Annotated in this window: 21 protein-coding genes; 10 read left to right on the forward strand and 11 right to left on the reverse strand. The window is 56.2% G+C overall.

Translation table 11 applies throughout. From position 1 onward, the window contains the following. Positions 1 to 47 precede the first annotated feature (47 nt). The 3 genes from WKI84_RS01220 (at position 48) to WKI84_RS01230 (ending at position 1,964) form a co-directional block, all read left to right on the forward strand. Positions 48 to 431: a CopG family ribbon-helix-helix protein gene (locus tag WKI84_RS01220; RefSeq protein ID WP_337861691.1), complete on the forward strand. Its 384-nt coding sequence runs from the start codon at positions 48 to 50 to the stop codon at positions 429 to 431. A gap of 1 nt (position 432) precedes the next feature. Continuing rightward, positions 433 to 1,479, forward strand: coding sequence for a glycosyltransferase (locus tag WKI84_RS01225; RefSeq protein ID WP_337861692.1), 1,047 nt, complete (start codon positions 433 to 435; stop codon positions 1,477 to 1,479). Between the two features lie 242 nt (positions 1,480 to 1,721). Further along, positions 1,722 to 1,964, forward strand: coding sequence for a hypothetical protein (locus WKI84_RS01230; RefSeq protein ID WP_337861693.1), 243 nt, complete (start codon positions 1,722 to 1,724; stop codon positions 1,962 to 1,964). Positions 1,965 to 3,291: 1,327 nt separating this feature from the next. On the opposite strand, the gene WKI84_RS01235 is transcribed toward WKI84_RS01230, so the two are convergent. The 6 genes from WKI84_RS01235 to WKI84_RS01260 all read right to left on the reverse strand — a co-directional run bounded on the left by WKI84_RS01235 (position 3,292) and on the right by WKI84_RS01260 (position 7,799). Then, positions 3,292 to 3,711: a PPOX class F420-dependent oxidoreductase gene (locus WKI84_RS01235; RefSeq protein ID WP_337861694.1), complete on the reverse strand. Its 420-nt coding sequence runs from the start codon at positions 3,709 to 3,711 to the stop codon at positions 3,292 to 3,294. 79 nt (positions 3,712 to 3,790) lie between these two features. Beyond that, positions 3,791 to 4,597, reverse strand: coding sequence for a hypothetical protein (locus tag WKI84_RS01240; protein ID WP_337861695.1), 807 nt, complete (start codon positions 4,595 to 4,597; stop codon positions 3,791 to 3,793). Then, on the reverse strand, positions 4,594 to 4,944 hold the full coding sequence (locus tag WKI84_RS01245; protein WP_337861696.1) for a hypothetical protein: 351 nt from the start codon (positions 4,942 to 4,944) through the stop codon (positions 4,594 to 4,596). The genes WKI84_RS01240 and WKI84_RS01245 overlap by 4 nt, the downstream gene beginning before the upstream one ends. Positions 4,945 to 5,264: 320 nt before the next feature. Further along, positions 5,265 to 6,635, reverse strand: coding sequence for a phosphomethylpyrimidine synthase ThiC (gene thiC / locus WKI84_RS01250; protein ID WP_337861697.1), 1,371 nt, complete (start codon positions 6,633 to 6,635; stop codon positions 5,265 to 5,267). A gap of 487 nt (positions 6,636 to 7,122) precedes the next feature. Then, entirely contained in the window at positions 7,123 to 7,560 is a 438-nt protein-coding gene (locus tag WKI84_RS01255) for a cupin domain-containing protein (RefSeq protein WP_337861698.1), read from the reverse strand. Between the two features lie 104 nt (positions 7,561 to 7,664). Then, complete coding sequence (locus WKI84_RS01260) at positions 7,665 to 7,799, reverse strand: hypothetical protein (RefSeq protein WP_337861699.1); 135 nt, start codon at positions 7,797 to 7,799, stop codon at positions 7,665 to 7,667. Positions 7,800 to 7,918: 119 nt separating this feature from the next. On the opposite strand from WKI84_RS01260, the gene WKI84_RS01265 reads away from it, so the two are divergent. Further along, positions 7,919 to 9,430, forward strand: a complete 1,512-nt coding sequence (locus WKI84_RS01265) for an aspartate kinase (RefSeq protein ID WP_337861700.1) — start codon at positions 7,919 to 7,921, stop codon at positions 9,428 to 9,430. Positions 9,431 to 9,432: 2 nt separating this feature from the next. Next, positions 9,433 to 10,383 (forward strand): branched-chain amino acid transaminase, encoded by a 951-nt coding sequence (locus tag WKI84_RS01270; RefSeq protein ID WP_337861778.1) that lies wholly within the window; start codon positions 9,433 to 9,435, stop codon positions 10,381 to 10,383. On the opposite strand, the gene WKI84_RS01275 is transcribed toward WKI84_RS01270, so the two are convergent. The 3 genes from WKI84_RS01275 to WKI84_RS01285 are packed head-to-tail and all read right to left on the reverse strand — an operon-like array spanning position 10,332 to position 12,169. Next, positions 10,332 to 10,646, reverse strand: a complete 315-nt coding sequence (locus tag WKI84_RS01275; protein WP_337861701.1) for a hypothetical protein — start codon at positions 10,644 to 10,646, stop codon at positions 10,332 to 10,334. The genes WKI84_RS01270 and WKI84_RS01275 overlap by 52 nt on opposite strands. A 2-nt stretch (positions 10,647 to 10,648) precedes the next feature. After that, on the reverse strand, positions 10,649 to 11,482 hold the full coding sequence (locus tag WKI84_RS01280; protein WP_337861702.1) for a molybdopterin-binding protein: 834 nt from the start codon (positions 11,480 to 11,482) through the stop codon (positions 10,649 to 10,651). 15 nt (positions 11,483 to 11,497) lie between these two features. Further along, positions 11,498 to 12,169 (reverse strand): translation initiation factor IF-6, encoded by a 672-nt coding sequence (locus WKI84_RS01285; RefSeq protein ID WP_337861703.1) that lies wholly within the window; start codon positions 12,167 to 12,169, stop codon positions 11,498 to 11,500. Positions 12,170 to 12,522: 353 nt separating this feature from the next. On the opposite strand from WKI84_RS01285, the gene WKI84_RS01290 reads away from it, so the two are divergent. Continuing rightward, the gene (locus tag WKI84_RS01290) at positions 12,523 to 12,969 is read left to right on the forward strand and encodes a hypothetical protein (RefSeq protein ID WP_337861704.1); all 447 of its coding nucleotides are present in this window, start codon (positions 12,523 to 12,525) and stop codon (positions 12,967 to 12,969) included. A gap of 25 nt (positions 12,970 to 12,994) precedes the next feature. Here WKI84_RS01290 and WKI84_RS01295 read toward each other — a convergent pair whose 3' ends face one another. Together WKI84_RS01295 and WKI84_RS01300 are read right to left on the reverse strand one after the other, a co-directional pair. After that, entirely contained in the window at positions 12,995 to 13,642 is a 648-nt protein-coding gene (locus WKI84_RS01295) for an NADPH-dependent F420 reductase (protein ID WP_337861705.1), read from the reverse strand. A 57-nt stretch (positions 13,643 to 13,699) separates the two neighbouring features. After that, complete coding sequence (locus WKI84_RS01300) at positions 13,700 to 13,936, reverse strand: hypothetical protein (RefSeq protein WP_337861706.1); 237 nt, start codon at positions 13,934 to 13,936, stop codon at positions 13,700 to 13,702. Between the two features lie 62 nt (positions 13,937 to 13,998). Here WKI84_RS01300 and WKI84_RS01305 point away from each other — a divergent pair, with 62 nt between their 5' ends. The 4 genes from WKI84_RS01305 to WKI84_RS01320 all read left to right on the forward strand — a co-directional run bounded on the left by WKI84_RS01305 (position 13,999) and on the right by WKI84_RS01320 (position 16,667). Further along, a complete protein-coding gene (locus tag WKI84_RS01305; RefSeq protein WP_337861707.1) occupies positions 13,999 to 14,385 on the forward strand; it encodes a hypothetical protein in 387 nt (128 codons plus the stop codon). A gap of 66 nt (positions 14,386 to 14,451) precedes the next feature. Beyond that, a complete protein-coding gene (gene pyrB / locus WKI84_RS01310) occupies positions 14,452 to 15,393 on the forward strand; it encodes an aspartate carbamoyltransferase (protein ID WP_337861708.1) in 942 nt (313 codons plus the stop codon). Positions 15,394 to 16,032: 639 nt separating this feature from the next. Further along, a complete protein-coding gene (locus WKI84_RS01315) occupies positions 16,033 to 16,257 on the forward strand; it encodes an AbrB/MazE/SpoVT family DNA-binding domain-containing protein (RefSeq protein ID WP_337861709.1) in 225 nt (74 codons plus the stop codon). Beyond that, on the forward strand, positions 16,257 to 16,667 hold the full coding sequence (locus tag WKI84_RS01320) for a PIN domain-containing protein (RefSeq protein WP_337861710.1): 411 nt from the start codon (positions 16,257 to 16,259) through the stop codon (positions 16,665 to 16,667). The genes WKI84_RS01315 and WKI84_RS01320 overlap by 1 nt, the downstream gene beginning before the upstream one ends. Positions 16,668 to 16,673: the final 6 nt, after the last annotated feature.

Genomic DNA, 16,673 nt, shown 5'->3' on the forward strand with positions numbered 1-16,673 from the left:
GGAAGTCTTTATAAAGTTGTTAATAACAAGGTAGGCAGAAGAAAAAGATGCCGATAGTAAGCGTGTCACTCAACGACGACATACTGAACGAGATGGACGGCCTGCAAAAGGCGCTCGGGTTCTCCGGCAGGTCCGAGATAGTGAGGGCAGGCATCCGCCAGCTCGCCGCCGAAGAAAAAGACAGGCAGAACCTCGTCGGCTTTGTGCACGCGCTCCTGATGGTGGTGCACAACGAGGAGTCGGAAAAGCAGGTGACAGAGATGAAGCACGACTATGACGACCTTGTGCAGACCCACCTTCACAGCAAGATAAGGGGCGACAGGTGCCTGGAGCTCTTTCTTCTCAAGGGGGACGCAGAGGAGGTCAAGCGCATGACCAAAGAGTTCCAGTCCAACAAAAAGATGGACCACGTCAAGCTAATATCGATGTGACATGCCGACGCTGCCGTTTTTTGCCAGCCCGATAGGGCTGGGCCACGCCACCCGCGACATTGCCATCGCCGAAAAGCTTCAGAACGATGACGTGCTCTTTGTCTCTGGCATGGGCGCGGCGCGCCTCATCGAAAAGAGAGGCTATCCTGTCCTCGACCTGTACAGGCCCGAGAAATTCGTCGTAGAAAACGGGCAGCTGCGGCAGTCGTTCCGGTGGCTGATGGCCTACTACTCGTACTACAAGAGGTGCAAGGAGGCGGCAAGGGGCGTACTGCAAAAGCATCCCACAAGCTCTGTGATAGTGAGCGACGAGGACTTTGCCTCGATAGCAGTAGCAGAGGAGCTTGGCAGGAAAAAGAGGGTGCTGGTGACAGACATACTGGAGACGCACTTTACAAAAGGCGCGGCGTCCCTTTTGGAGAAAAAGATGAACGGCGCAATGAAGGACATGATGGGCAAGTGCGAGCGGGTCATCATCCCCGACTTGGGCGACGACCGGGACAACTTCGCCTATGTGGGCCCGATAGTGCGCGAGGCGTCTGCCGGCCGGGACGAGCTGCGCGCCCGCTTTGGCTTTACCAGAAAGACAATAGTGGTGAGCATAGGGGGGACGGACGCCGGCCGCTACCTGATAGAAAAGGCGATGGAAGCATATGAAAGGTTGCGCCCCCGGCTCGACTGCGACCTTGTGGTGGTGCCCGGCCCGTCGCTCCAGCTGCCGCAACCGGAAGGCGGCAAGTACCGCAACATGGGGTTCGTGGACAACCTGCACGAGCTCGTCTACGCCGCCGACCTTGTCGTGTCGCTTGCCGGCAGGTCCACGATGGACGAGTCCATCGCGTACGGCACGCCCGGCATCTTTATCCCGATAAAGGGCCATTTCGAGCAGGAGCAGGGGGCCGCCAGGCTCGGCTACAAATACGAAGATATTTTTCGACTGGAAAAGCTGATGGAGGAAAAGCTGGCTGCTGGAGGGCGCGGCCCGGTCCTGGGGTCGCAGGGTGCAAAAAAGGCGGCAGAGATAATTTCCAACCTTGCCGGTGCCTGATGCAAACGTCGTGTCGCTTCCCTGCTGTCCTGTCTGACATTGGCGGGTAATATACATAGTTGTATATACATTAATGTATAACTAGTCAACCCGATCCAGAATAGGTGACATACACGCACACATGCGCGCACGCACACACAGGAGATGAGCGATAAATGAGCATTTTAAAACGGTCAAAGCCGGGTCGAATTGCTCCGGGAAAGCGCTCTTCGTCCCCGCCGTCTTCGCGCAGGCGGACCATCATGCCCCGCCTTGACACCCTGGAAATGATCGAAGATACCATCCGGAAAGGACAGTACTTTGAATCAAAGACCAAGCTCTGGAAGTCGCTGCCCCGGGGCGTCCAGTACGGGACCCTTGGCGTGGCGCTTTCCTACCTGGAAAGATCGAACAAGATAGCACAGAACAGGGATGGCTCGATAGTCTGGATATTCGTAGAAGGCAAAAGAGCAAGAAAATCTCTGGAAGAATCGACAGAGCTATAGCAACTATAACTAGCTATGTCGTGCTATAGCCAAACAGCCTGTCAAGTTCTGGTGCATAAACGGGAGTTTTCTTCCGTTGTTGCGCATCGGGAGGTTTTGTTGCAAGGCGGGAGCTGATAAAGTCGTCTCATAAATGACCCGTCATCCAAAAACCAATATCATGTAGTCAAGATCAGGCAGGAAGAGTGATCAGCCATTCGACAATTACCGCGTTTGACTATTTATGACATGACTTCTAGTAAAGATACATCAGATTTCACCCAAGAAATTGACCGAGTGGCCGAAAGAATGAGTAAGTGGGTACTAGCTGATAGGAACTTCCATTGTAATTTACGGAGACGATAGAATTGCCTTTTGGGAACAGAGTCAGAGTCGGCGTTGACCTGTGTGGATAGTGTTGAAGAGCATCTGAATGTGTATCTACCAACATGCGGTTCATGGAGTCAAATTCTGCCATGTTCATATTGACCGTGTACACGGGCGGATTTGTCAGAAATGGTTTCACATTAAGAACCTTGACTAGCCCTTCCCTCAGTTGTGGACTTTGGTCAAGAAGGGCATCGTCTAACATGATGCTCCAGTTGTCGTAACACTCCGTTGATTGTGTATCATTTCCTCTACAAGCCAAAACTATGTGCAATTGGACTGGAGATAAGATTGTGGCATAAATGTAAATCAAAAGACTTGCAATGCCTATTCCAATTATCAGTAGATACCTGTCTTTCGTATTCTTTGATTATGGTTGTAGCGAGTTAAAGTTTGAGTATGCTAGCTCTGCATCCTGATCCAGCAGCTATCCTTCCCATTTGGTAACCAACTAAAACCTTGCAGTCTGAGAATGTCAGTCATATTCTTTATTCGTAAGCAAATCCAAGAGCTGGTAGATCTTGTCCTCTCTCCTGCCCCTGATAGTATAGATCAGTCTGTGGTTGCCGCTACCTCGCATCTGTAAAGGCTGGTAACCTCGTGCGTTCTGGTATATTTTTCAGACCAGAGCTCTTTTTTTGATACAGTCTCCTAGATTCATGTCCTGCTTCATCCCGCCTATTGCTTGATCGATTTTGATCTTTATGGGGTCATTGTTTGACAGGGTCGCAAGAACGTCCAGCACGTCAGGAGAGGCAAAAACGCGAAACCTTTGCTTGGCAAATAATCATTGACAGGAGCAAAAACGTCTACTTGTGCTTTGTCGGCTATAACACTTTTTTTGGCGGCGGCAGCAGAGCCACCGAAGGAGCCGATTCCAGTCGCAGACAGCTGATCTCTGCATGGATCCGGCGCATAAAAAAGGCGGCAGCAGAGAGATAATCTCTGGCCTTTTGCTGCCCTAGCCCGGCGGCTTCATGTGGAATATGCGCTCCGGCCTGATGCGCAGTATTATCCTCTTTTCGCCCGGCGCCCTGAACGGGTACTTGTCAAGGCCCAGGTAGCGCTTGGCAAGCTGGTCGATGTGCGCGTCGGCCCCCTGCTCCGTGATGTCCTCCACCCTGCCCCTGATGGTCGCCATGTTGTAGGGGTTTGCGCTGTCGTAGACTGACAGGGCGACGCGGCTGTCCGATTTCACGTTCTTCTCCTTTGTCCTGCCGGCGGCGGTGTTGACGAGTACCGCCTGGCCGTCGGTGTCTATCCACACCGGCGTGACCTGCGGCGAGCCGTCCTTCATCAGCGTCGCAAACGAAGCAAAATTCTTGCCCTTGAGCAGCTGCTGCACTTCGGGAGTTATTGTTGTCGATGATGATGCGCTCATAAGGAGTACATAATGCGTTTTCTGCTATTTCTACTTCTTGGTGGCATTGGCGGCTCTGCCGCTATCATCTTACCCTATCCTATCCTATCTCCACGAGCTTGGAGTCGTCAAACCTCCCTGCGCCGTTCCACATCTCTGAAAACAGGTCGTTGCACCATTTCAGAAAGTCGTCGCCGTCCCCGTAGAACATGGCGTTCATGTCCACCTCGCCGTTCAGGTACGGGAACATCACGCACGCCCCGGCCTCGGTCACCACCAGGTGGAGGTTGACCCTCTTGACCATCCTCCTCTCGACCTTGCCTTTCTGCAAATAGTCTTTCCACTGGATCTCGCTCAAAAGCTGCGCCCGGCCCTTTGGGACCACGGTGTTCTCGCCGAATATGTACGAGATGCGGGCGCCGTCGCGCCGGACAAACTCGCCGGCGTTTTTCATGTGGTCCCTGGTCACTTGGGCGGCGACTGCCCTGAGGTGGCGCGCGTCTTTGCACATGTAGGCGGTCTTGTCGAATATGGCCGCTGCGCCGTGCATCATCTTGCAGCTGCCCAGCGCGCCTATGGTGTGGACGAACCTGCCCGGCAGGTACGAAAGGGTGTGCACCATGAAATACGCCTGGTGCCGGAAGACGAACTCGATGGGCGGCAGGAGCGACAGCAAAATCCTGCCCGCCTCGGTGACGTTCAGCATCGAGTCGGGCTCTTTCTCGATAAGCCCCATCTCTGCGAGCTTGACGGCGTTCCTGTGTATCTCCTGGACCGGCCGGTTCAGCTCCCGCGACAGGGAGGACATCTTGCTCCGGCTCTTGTTCAGGCTGAGCAGCATTTCAAAGCGCGAGCTGCCAAATGCCTCTCTCAGCAGCGACGCAAGCGAGTTCCTGCTCTGCCTCACGCGAACTCCCCGTTGTTGGTCAAAGGGCGAGCCGGCCCCCTGTAGCCGAGGGCGTCCAGCAGCTCGTCCTCAAAGCACGGCTCGTAGAGCCGGATGCGGCGTATGTCATAGTATGACAGGAGAAAGGCGGCTGCGTCGTCCGACCTGTCTCTCAGGGCCAGCATGACTTTCAGGCCGGTGTCGAGCCACTTTACGTACGCCCTGATCGCGTCCTCCTCCTCGCCGCGCGCATAGTCCAGACCGAACCGGCTGCCGTCGTACGTGATGAGCAGGTCGAAACGGTGGAGGACGCCGCTTGCGCCCCTTACCCCGGCGCAGCTCACAAACGGGATATTCCTGTTGAGCAATATTCTTGTCAGGGAATCCACTAGACCACCTTTCCGGAATTTAATCCAGTGGCAATATTTATCTAAATATCACAATTGATCTGATTCTTCACAATCTTTTTGAAAGGGCACCCTCGGAAGGGATTGACAGGTTCAGTGCCGCTATGTGGGCATCGGCCCGACCCTGCTCGAGGACGACGGCCCTGAGCGAGTGAGCGAGCGAAGCCTGTCTCCTCTCTTTTTTCTGTACATGCACACACGCACACAGTATGTGTGCATCAGCAGCAACAGCAACAGCAACAAAAAAGAAAAAGAAGAAAAGAAAAATCCGTCCCGGCCTATCACGGGGAGAAGGAGGCGGCGGCCGCCTCCGCCCCGCCTTTCTTCTCCTCCTCCTCTTCTACTTTGTTTTTCTGCTGCTGCCGCCTCTGCTGCGGCAGCATGATGTATACGCACGCCGAGCCGCACATGGTGCAAGGCACGTTGTTGCCGGGGTGCTGGCCTTGCCTGGTGTGGATGCGCTCTGCCTCTTCGGGGTTGATTGAAAGCGATATCTGCTTCTCCCAGTCCAGCGTGCGCCTCGCCTCGGTCATCGCCGCGTCCCACCTGATCGCCCTTTCCCTGATCTTTACCAGGTCGCCGGCGTGCGCGGCTATCCTGTACGCTATCAGGCCCTCCTTGACTTCCTCGGCGCTTGGCAGCGCCAGGTGCTCCGCCGGCGTCAGGTAGCACAGCAGGTCTACCCCCTCCGCCGCGGCCACGGCGGCCCCGATGGCGCTTGCTATGTGGTCGTACCCTGCGGCAATGTCGGTCACAAGCGGCCCGAGCACGTAGTACGGCACGTCGCCTATGAGCGACTTGGCCAGCCTGACGTTTGCGGCCACCTCGTTCAGCGGCACGTGGCCGGGGCCCTCTATCATCACCTGGACATCTTTTTCGTGCGCCCTCTTGGCAAGCCGCGAGACGTTTATCATCTCGGCCACCTGCAGCTCGTCGTGGGAGTCCAGTATCGAGCCGGGCCTCAGCGCGTCGCCCAGGCTGAAGGTGACGTCGTATTTCCTGGCGATCTCGCACATGTAGTCAAAGTGCTGCAGGTAGGGGTTCTCCTTTTCGTGCCTGAGCATCCACGCCGCCGTGATGGTGCCGCCCTTTGAAACGATCCCTGCGTGCCTCTTTACCTCCAGGACGCGCCCGGCAAGCTCCCTCGTTATGCCTGAATGAATGGTCGTATAGTCGACGCCGTCCCTGGCGTGCTTTTCAAACGCGTTCAAAAAGTCGTCTTCGGTGATGTCGAGTGGGTTCTTTTTGGCGACTCCCACTGCGTACGCCTGGTAGACCGGGACCGTGCCGAAGGTTATGGGCGCTGCTTCGAGCAGTTTTTCCCTTATCAGGTCGAGGTCGCCGCCGTCTGACAGGTCCATGATGGTGTCTCCGCCGTACTTGACTGCGACCTTGGCCTTGGAGACCTCCTCGTCCAGGTTCTGGTACAGGGTGGACGTGCCGATGTTGACGTTCACCTTTGTCTTCAGGCCCTTGCCGATGCCGACCGCCCTGACGATCTTTTGCTTCCTTGCATTGTTTTTCGGGATGATTATAGAGCCGGTGGCGACGCGCCGGACGATGTAGTCAAGGCTGACGCCTTCCTCCTTTGCAACCTGCTTCATCTCCTCCGTTGCGATGCCCCGCCTTGCGCTGCTCATCTGCGTGCTCATGTGTGTATCTCTCTGGTGGAGAGAGCTGCAATATGGTATAAAGGATTTTCAGACGCCCGTTCCTTATGCACGCTGGCTGCCCGATGGAACGACCTGCTGAAGCCGCAGAATAGGCCTCGGCCTTGGTCACGACAGGATTAAAGATCTGATAGTGAAGGGTACGGAAGCAAACAGCAGCAATTTTGCAGTCCAGCTTGGAAAGAGGCTAGAGAAGGTCAACGTATCAAACAAAAAAGGACTGCGTCAAGGTCTATTGCAAAGAATGAATTGAGAAGCAGACTTGACGAGAGAGATAAACAGCATTCTCAGGATAAACGGCTTTGCGTGGCTCTTAAATGGCAAAGACTGTATCCAAAGAAAATCTTTAGAAAAGTTATTTGGCCTCTAAAATAGCGCCCTAATTTAACATTGTCCGCCCCATCAACCCTATCTGACCCCTCTTTTTGCACGTCGGAGAATCAGCAGCCAGCTCGACAGCGTCTAAAATCTATTGCTTGGCGTATGTCTTTGCTCCCGTAAAGTCTATTGCGACGCATCGCTCATTTCCAACTACCCAAGCATCGTGACCGGGTGGAACTACTCCCGTATCTCCGGGACCAAATTCCTGCTCGGTTCCGTCATCCATCCTTACCCTCATCCTGCCTGATATCACGTACATTGTATGGTGTTGCTGGCAACTGTTCGTCTTGACTAGCGGTTTGACAGATGTTGACCACTTCCAGCCAGGTTCAAAGTTTATTCGGCCAATCGTGGTGTCTCCCAGCTTTGCAATGTCCATCTTTCCGTTCTCAAATTTTCGTGTTTCATCCGGAGAATCAAAGCTTTTCCTTTGCATACCTGAGGCCATATTCGTATAAACAGTTGGGATTGTTTTATCGATTGCCTCTGTGATTAGCAGAATAATCTTACATTCTTGTAGCTGCAAGTTTGCGGCTGGTCGCCAGTGATTTTACAAAAAAGAGGAAACGTGAAATCAGCAGCCAGCTTGACAGCGTCCAAAAATTTCCCTGCAGGCTCAAAAATGGCGGCCTACATCAGGTCTTCCGGCTTTTCCTCGTGGCCGCAAACCTGGCAGCGGTATATCTTGAAGCCGACGTGCACCATCCTGCCGCCGCACCTGATGCATTCATCGTCGTCGCCATCATCGTCGCCCTTTCTTCCCATGTGCCTTCTCCTCCTCTCTGCGCAGACCCTATTTATCCAAAACGCGTATGTGCATGAAGAGCTCGCGCCGTGGCCACCGTCCTATCTTTAATATATGGAGCCTGACGCTCTAGCCCTACTTGACCCACTCCACCCCGACGACCCCGATAACAGTCGCCAAGTTTGGCGGCAGCGCGCTTGGAGCCGACGGCGTGCTCATCCCCAAGATAATGGACAGGCTCAAGCAGATGCTGCAGGCCGGGTCCAAGGTCGTCGCCGTCTTTTCGGCCCCGCTCATAGAGTACGACGGCAAGGTGAGCTCTATGACCGACGTGGCCATCAAGGTGGGCCGCAACTATGCCGCTTCAAACCCTGTCGACATCGAGGTTCTGCGGGAGGTCTACGAGAGGATAGCGGCGCGCCACGTCAAGGATGAGGCAGAGAAAAAAGAGTTCCTGGACCAGCTCGACAAGTTCTACAGGCAGGTGATCATCTCACTGAAAGTCGCCGCAGAGAACAGGCGGTTCGTGGACGTAATACGCAGCAGGACGCTTGCGTACAGCGGCGAGGTGACCATGTGCTACCTGATGGGGTACGTGATGAGGGCATACGGCATAAAGGCGGCGCACGTGCCAATCGAGCACTGGCCGATTATCACCGACGACAACTTTGAAGCGGCCAACTTTATGGCAGCCGAGTCGAGGCAGGCCGCCGGCCACCTGATAGAGCTGATAGAAAAGAACGACGTGGTGTCGATGGGCGGCTTTATCGGCAAGACGGCCGACGGGCTTGAAACCACCTACGAGCGGGGGGGCTCTGACCGCACCGCGGCAGACATTGCCATAATCCTCTCGTCGCACAAAGGGTACGAGACCCGTATATCGTTTGAAAAGGACAGCGCGGTCCTGAGCGCCGACCCCAAGATAGTGAAGGAGGGGCTCGATTTCGTCCACTATCTGTCGTACAACGAGGCACGGATTGCGGGAATGTTTGGCATGAAGATCCTCGACCCGATAGCGATAAAGGAGATAGACGACAACGAGCTGGACATCCCGATTGCAATAACGGACATGGGCCGGCCGGAAAGCGTCACTATAATCAAGCGCTCGCTGCCAGCCACGGACGCGTCGTCAAACCCGATAAAAATAGTCACCGGAAAAAAGAACTGCGCCATCGTCAGGATGGAGGCCATATCGGCGTCGCACCTCATAGCCAACCTTGAGCGGGACAAGCAGTACCACGACTTTGTCAAGCTGTCTCCCTATTTCAGGGACGACACCGAGATGACCCGGCTGCTGTTCCTGGACGCCGACTATGTAAGGAGGCACGAGCGCCACTTCCGGGCGTACTACCCAAAGGCCGAGGTGGTGTACGGCCGTGCGGTGGTGACGCTGATAGGCGACGAGATGTGGCGCGTGCCCAAGATAGCCTCGACTGCGTCAAGCACGGTGAGCGAGCATGACATCAACATTTTGAACCTGGACGCGCAGGAAGAAACGTCAAGGATACTGATAGTGCTCGAGGACAAGGGAACTAGCGTTGCAGAGGCGGTCAAGGCCATACACGCGACGAGGGCGGGGCTGATGGCCGGTGGTAACAAAGGCGGCAGCAGTAGTGGGGCAGGAGGAGGAGGGGGGGCGCCGAAAAATTGACCGTGAACAAAGAAGGCAAGATCTGGCTCGACGGCGCGCTCGTTAACCACGACGGCGCCAGGATCCACGTGCTGACGCACGGGCTGCACTATGGCACCGGCGTGTTTGAAGGCATACGCTGCTACAGAACCGCCACAAAGGGCAGCGCCGTGTTCCGCCTGCAGGACCACGTGCAGCGGCTGATGGACAGCGGCAGGATCTATTTCATGGACATCGGCTTTTCGCGCCAGCAGCTTGAGCGGGCCGTGCTGGACACGGTAAAGGCAAACGGGATGGACGAGTGCTACATCAGGCCGATAGCGTACTATGGCTACGGCAAGATGGGCGTCAACCCGATGCCAAACAAAGTTTCAGTCGCAATCGCGGTGTGGAAGTGGGACGAGTACATCAAGAGCGGCAGCAGCAGCCCCGGTGAGGAAAAGGGCGCGCGCCTCATGACCTCGTCTTGGGCCCGGCTCGACCCGCGCACGATGCCCATGCACGCCAAGGCGACTGCCAACTATGCCAACTCGGCGCTTGCCCGGGTGGAGGCGCTCAAGGCCGGCTTTGACGAGGCTATAATGCTCAACACGTCCGGGATGGTGGTGGAGGCTTCTGCCGAGAACATTTTCATAGTAAAGGACGGGGCGCTCGTGACGCCGCCCACCTCTGCCGGCGCGCTTGCAGGCATCACCCGCGACAGCCTGATGGTGATCGCAAAGGAGAACGGCATACCATGCAGGGAGGCCAACATTTCAAGGGATGAATTATACACGGCAGACGAGGTGTTCCTGACCGGCACGGCCGCAGAGGTCAAGCCGGTGGGCGAGATAGACAACCGCACGATAGGCAGGGACGGCATCGGCGGGGGCAGGCCCGGCAGGCTTACCAAAGAGCTGAAGGCGCTGTTTGAGGCCGTGGTTCACGGCAAGGACGAAAAGCTGAGCGACAGGTGGCTCACGCCCGTAAACTGAAGGATGTCTTTGATCAGCAGGGCGTGGATGGCAAGGTGGACGGGCAGCGCGCCGGCCACGTAGGCGCCTGCCCTTTTTGCGTCCAGCAATTTTTTCCCGTTTATGAAAAACGCGGCGGGAAGAAGGAGGCCGGACGCAAATATCGCAGCGTGCACCGCGCCGTGCAGCAGCAGAGGGTGATGGTAGTTGTAAAACAGGTAGAGCGCGCTTGCCGCGCCGGCCGCGACGCCGGCAAGTGCCCATTTCGCAGTCGTCGTCATCATCGTTATCGCCGTCGCCGCCGCTCTTCCAGCCTGCCGCCCAGCCTGCGTATCTCCTTCAAAAGGAGCGCCGACACCCTGCGGTGCCTCTCTTTTACTTCCTCCCTGTCGTCGCCCTTGCATATCAGCTGTACCCTGATGCGCGGCGTCATCACCGGCTTTTTCAGGTAGCCCCGTGGGTGCGTCTTCAGGTAAAGCGAATGGGGAGGGTTCGAGCCGACTATTTTTGCCAGCGCCGGCGCTATCATGGCCTCCGACACGCCGGCCACCATGTAGTTGGCCTCCTCCGCCGAAAACCTGCCGACCTGCCGCCTGACGAGCGGGAGCACGTGCTTTTTGAACACGTCCTTCATCTCTGACGGCACGCCGGGCGTGCAGAATATCTTTGTCCCCTTGCCGGAATCGATGGCCACCGAGGGCGCGCTCCCGACCATGTTCTCTATCGGCGTCGCGCCCTGCGGGATGGTCGCCATCTTGAGCCTGACCCTGTTTATCCTGTACTTCAGGCCGCGCCTTTTGTAGCTGTTCTTCAGCATCCCTGCCGCCTTTTTGTCGAGCACAAGCGGCCTGCCAAGCGCCGCGGCCACGCCTTCAAGGGTCATGTCGTCGTAGGTGGCGCCAAGGCCGCCCGTGATCACCAGTATGCCCGGCTTCCTTGCAAGCGACTCTTTCACCGCCGACGAGATGGCCGCAAGCTCGTCCCTCACGACTGTGATCCTGCTGACCGTGCCGCCGGCAGCGGCCACCCGCCCCGCTATCCAGTGCGCGTTCGTGTTCATGGTTATCCCCGACAGCAGCTCGTTTCCGACGCACAGGATCTCTACTAGCATCATTGTCATTATTATTATCATCAGTCAGGCCTGGTATATCCTGCTCAGCATTATCAGCTCCGGGCCCGAAGTTAGGCTGCCGACCACGACGTTTTTCGTGTTTGCCACTATGCCGGACGACAGAAAGGGGACGCCGCCGTTCACAGTCAGCGGCTCTGACGGCACCTTCAGTATCTCTGAAACCGCCTTCACCTCGTCCTCGCTTGCGCCGGGGTGCACGCCTGCGCCAGAGTTCGTGGCCACCACCATCGCCCCCGTCTGCACGTAGCCGCCCACATCCATCACCTGCGCCTCGGGGACGCCCAGCACGTCGCGCACCTGCTGCGCCGAGTCCTTTATCGCAGACGACAGCACCGCGCCCCTGTCGTTTGCCGCCACCAGGTTGCCTATGGCAGTCATCCGGGTGTTTTCAAGGCGCTCGACGTTCAGGCTGGTGTTCTGGCGGAGCCACCGCACCTCCTCGTCCTCTGTTATGGGCGGGAGCAGTATGCCGTTGTTGTTCATGGCAGTCATGGGCCCGAGCAGGCGCGTGCCTGCGACTGACGCCTGCACTATTTTCCCCACCTCGAGGTACTCGGCCAGCTTGTCGCCCTTGGTGTCTGCAAACCCGTGGGGCATGACAAGCACGCTGTCGTTCGCCTTCACGAATATGCCGATGTTGGGGCTCTTGTAAACCGTATAGCGGTAGATTGCCAAGCGCAAGTCCTTTTGGAGGGTATCGGATATGAACCTAGTGTTCGCGGTGCTGCGCGCACATACGCGGCCGCGCCGGCCGCCGATCTGCTCCTGTGTGCGTGCGTGCTTGTGTGCGTTCGCGCGCACCCGTTGTGGCCCGCAGCAGGTTTTCAAGAGCCGCCGGGACGACGCGCCCTGACAAGAAAAAACCTGCCACCGGAACAACCTGCGCGTACCGGCTTGCAGAAACTTTATCTTTGCCAGAATGCCACTGCGGCCGCATGCGGAAAACTGCACGCAAATCCGTAAAAGCTCTGCCCCGTGCACCAGTTGCGGGCACCCCTCCCACCATTTCCAGACAGCTGAAATACATTATGCAAAAGCTGGACAGCATTGAAAAAAAGATCGACGAGTGCTGCGCCCCCTCGTGCCTGGACTTTACGGCGCAGCAGGCGGCAAGCCTGCCAAACCCGTATTCTGCGATGGTGGGCACCCGCAGGTTCGTGTTCTCCACGACCAACAGCGCAGGGCTGGAGGTGAAGCCAAACCCTCCAAGCGCGTCAAACGGCCTCAGGATCCCGTTCGACCTCGCAGTCGAGATCTCTCCTCCGTGCAAAAAGGTGACGGTGGAAGGCTCCAGCTATTCCACCTTAAAGTGGGAGGCTTTTGACAGCGCAGGGAACGTGCTTGTGTCAAACCCTCCGCCGCCGGCGCCCCGCAACTCGAGCTATGTCTTTGAAGTTGCCGGCGACGTTGCAAGGATCGAGTTCAAGAGCCAGAACGAGGACGACATCAAAAAGATCTGCTGCCTGGCGCACTGAGTCTGCCGGCAGCAGGCGGCCATCTTTATTTCCTCAGCAGCTTGAACGCGTGGTTGCCCGTGTTGGTGCGGAAATAGTACGTTATCCACAGCATGGCTAGCGGCTCCAGCAGGCGCGACCCCTCTATCCCGCCGATGTCGACGCTCTCCCACCCGAACGCTGTCAGCACGTCTGTCACCATTTTTTTGGCCTGCTCGTCGTTTCCGCAGATGAACATGGTCGGCCTGCCGCCGGGAAAGTCGGGCCGGAACATGTGCGGGTTGCCCACCGTGTTGAACGCCTTGACGACCTTGGCGTCGGGCAGCATGCGCTGGACGGTCTCGCCGGCCGAGTCGGTGCAGCCGATAGCCAGCTTGGGCGGCATAGTCGAAAAGTCGAGCGGGTTTGTTACGTCGATGACCGTCTTGCCTGCAAAGTTCTGGGGGCCTGCCATCTCTATCGCGCTCTTGGTGCCGGCCCAAAGCGTTGCAATCACGATAACGTCGCCGAACTTTGCGGCCTGCTCAAACGTCCCGGTTGATGCCCTGCCCGACTTGCTGCCGTGGTGCTTGCCCGCCCATGCCGACAGCTTGCCCGGGTCGCGGCTTCCTATCATGACTTGGTGCCCAAGCTCTATAAAGCCGTCGCCCAGCTTTTGCCCAACGTCGCCAGAGCCGATTATCCCTACTTTCATTTTTTCTTGAGAAAGAAGAGAGCGCGGTGCGATTTAAAGTAGTCAGTTGAGCGATGATTATGAGAGGCCCTCGTCCCGCCTGGCAAGCATCCTGGCGATGTAGGTGTTTATTTTTTCTCTTGCGGCAGGGTCGCCTTCCACCTTTTCCTTCAGGGCGGGGCTGGTGTACTCGGCCGAGACGTACTCGACCTTTTTCTCGGAGGCGTAATACTTGTACCTGAAAATCGCCTTCTCGACCCTGCCTTCCACCTCGAAATCTAGGGAGACCTGTCCGTAGACAAACGACGCCGGCATATGGTGCTCTTTGAGAAAGGAGAGACTGACAGTTAAAATAAGCTAACGCCCACTACAGGAACGTGGAAGGAGAAGAAGCCGCCGACGCAGCGGGCCTGCCAGAGCTGGTGGACCTGACGTACTTCTCGTTCGGCCTGATAAAGAGCAACCGCGAGTTCTCGCTCCACATCGAGTCGTCCGACTTTGGGATGGCAGTCGACTTTGCCATGAAGTACGGCGAGTACTATGACATCGTCAACATCATGCAGGCGGTGCTGTACGACGACGGCTACCAGGGCGGGCCCCGCGACCTCGACTACCTGGAGTTTGAGAAGGACAGCGATGATGGCGAGTACTGCCTCGTGATAGGCAAGTACGTGACAAGCTTTGCCCTCTACTTCAAGGACGAGGTCGAGGCCAAAAAGTTCCTGTCCGAGTTCCAGCGCACCGCAGGGCATTTTGACAAGTAGGTGCTGCTGCTAAGAGTTTATTACGGCCCCTCCTTTTTGAAAAGGTAAGAGCGAGTGAGGAAAGAGATGCCTGACAACAACCCCTTTTTCGACCGCGACATTGTCTCGATCAAAGATTTTTCAAAGTCGGACCTGGAGTACGTGTTCTCTGCCACGGACAGGATAACGGCCATGAAGCCGGTGCAGAGGGGCGAGCTGGGCAAGGGCAGGACGCTGGGCTATATTTTCTACGAGCCCAGTACAAGGACGAGGATGAGCTTTGAGGCAGCGATGGCGTCGCTTGGCGGCAGTTTCATAGGGATTTCGGAGCTAAAGTCGTCGTCCGTAGAGAAAGGAGAGAGCCTGGCCGACACCATCAGGATCATAGACCTTTACTCGGACGTGATAGTGCTGCGCCACCCGATGGACGGGTCGAGCAGGTTTGCCGCCGAGCTTTCGACAAACCCCATCGTGAACGCAGGATCGGGGAGCGAGGAGCACCCGACGCAGGCCCTGCTCGACCTCTACACTATTTTGAAGGAAAAGGGCAGGATCGACGGGCTGTCCATTGCAATAGTGGGCGACCTGAAGTACGGCAGGACAGTGTATTCTCTGCTGTACGGGCTTGCCAATTACAAGGTCGACGTGCACCTGGTGTCGCCGCCGTCGCTTGCCGTGCGCAAAGAGTCCATCTATGAGATACAGGGCAGGATGAAGATAAAGGAGCACAGCGAGCTGGACGACGTGCTTGCGCAGGCAGACGTGCTCTATGTTACCAGGATCCAGCGCGAGCGCTTTCCGGATATACAGGAATATGAAAAGGTGCGCGGCTCTTATACAATCGACCTGTCGACGCTGGAAAAGGCGAAAAAGGACGTGGCCGTGATGCACCCGCTGCCGAGGCTGGACGAGATAGCGCACTCGGTGGACGCCACAAAGAACGCGGTGTACTTCAGGCAGGCGGCGTACGGCAAGGAGCTAAGGGCCGCGCTGCTGGCGCTGATGCTGAATGAGAGTCCGGCACTTTAGCAAACAGAAAATAATACTTTTACAAGTTGATAGACAGTTCTATTCTTTATAAAAAGTCTCATCTGAGAAGATGGGCATGCCCACCGTGCATATCACACAGAACCATCACGAAGGACTAATGATTTAGTATGATGGATAATCCTATCGAAGAGCTAATTCAGATTAATAGAAAAAGCAAACAGGTAAAGGTGCGACCAAGAAAATCCCAATTCATCACCGCATTTTGGGATGAGGGCAAGAAACCTGTAGGTGTCCTATGCTGCCAATTCCATGAAGCAAAATGGTCCAATGGATGTGTATGTACGAATGCGATTACTGCTAGACTAATAGAAAGATTCGGTCAACAGGACAAGCACACTCTCTCTGCTTATTCTGACTAAATCTGATAATGTAGATGCCCTTCTTAACTTACAGCATAATAGAATGACCGTTATTGGTTTCAGTATTAATCCCTCTGCGATTGCGAGAGATTATGAAAATGGTGCTGCTCCCACAAAAGCTAACAAGCTTGGCTAGGCACACACTTGCTTTTACTCTGCGAGAGGCGTTTTCATGCAAAACCGTATTGTAGAGGGTGAATCTGGCATCAGGTCCGGTAACCGTTTAATACTACTTTATTGTAGTTATACCTGCTGCAAGTTGTACAAAGTCCGGGTCAAACAAAAGGGGCAGGTCACCGTTCCTGTGCGCATAAGGGAAAAGATGAAGCTCGACGAAGGGACACTGCTTGAAGTCGAGGAGCGCCCCGAGGGGATACTGCTAAAGCCCTTGCCAGAGCTCAAGAGCGGCAAGCCCGTAGGAAAAAAAGAGTACGACCGGATAATTGGGGAGCTGGACCGGCTCCGCAGCGATGAGTGGCGGTAATGACTGCCGCGGCGGCATCGGTAGCTGATACCAGGCTTCTGCTGACCCTCCAGTTCCCTCTCGACGAGGCAGCCGGCGAAAAGGTGCGGGCGTTTGTGCAGAAAGAGCTCACACGCGGAATCTTGCTGCCAAGCATAGTTATGGGCGAGTTTATCAAGGTGGCCGGCTCGAGGATAGGCTTCCTGGAGGCCGTCAGGGCCGTAAACACCCTGAAGGAGCGCGGCATGAAGGTGCGGCCGATAGACGAAAAGTTGGCGGTGGAGGCTGGCAGGCTGCTTGTCCGGCACAGGGGAGTGCCGTTTGCAGATTCGCTCGTAGCCGCGTTCACGTCCAGCAAAATGGCTGACTATGTCTTGACCGACGACCCGCACTTTAAGGAGCTCGGCAGCAGGACAAAATGGTTCCCATAGGTGCAA

The sequence above is a fragment of the Nitrososphaera sp. genome (genome assembly GCF_037447015.1).
In the GTDB taxonomy this organism is placed as follows: domain Archaea; phylum Thermoproteota; class Nitrososphaeria; order Nitrososphaerales; family Nitrososphaeraceae; genus Nitrososphaera.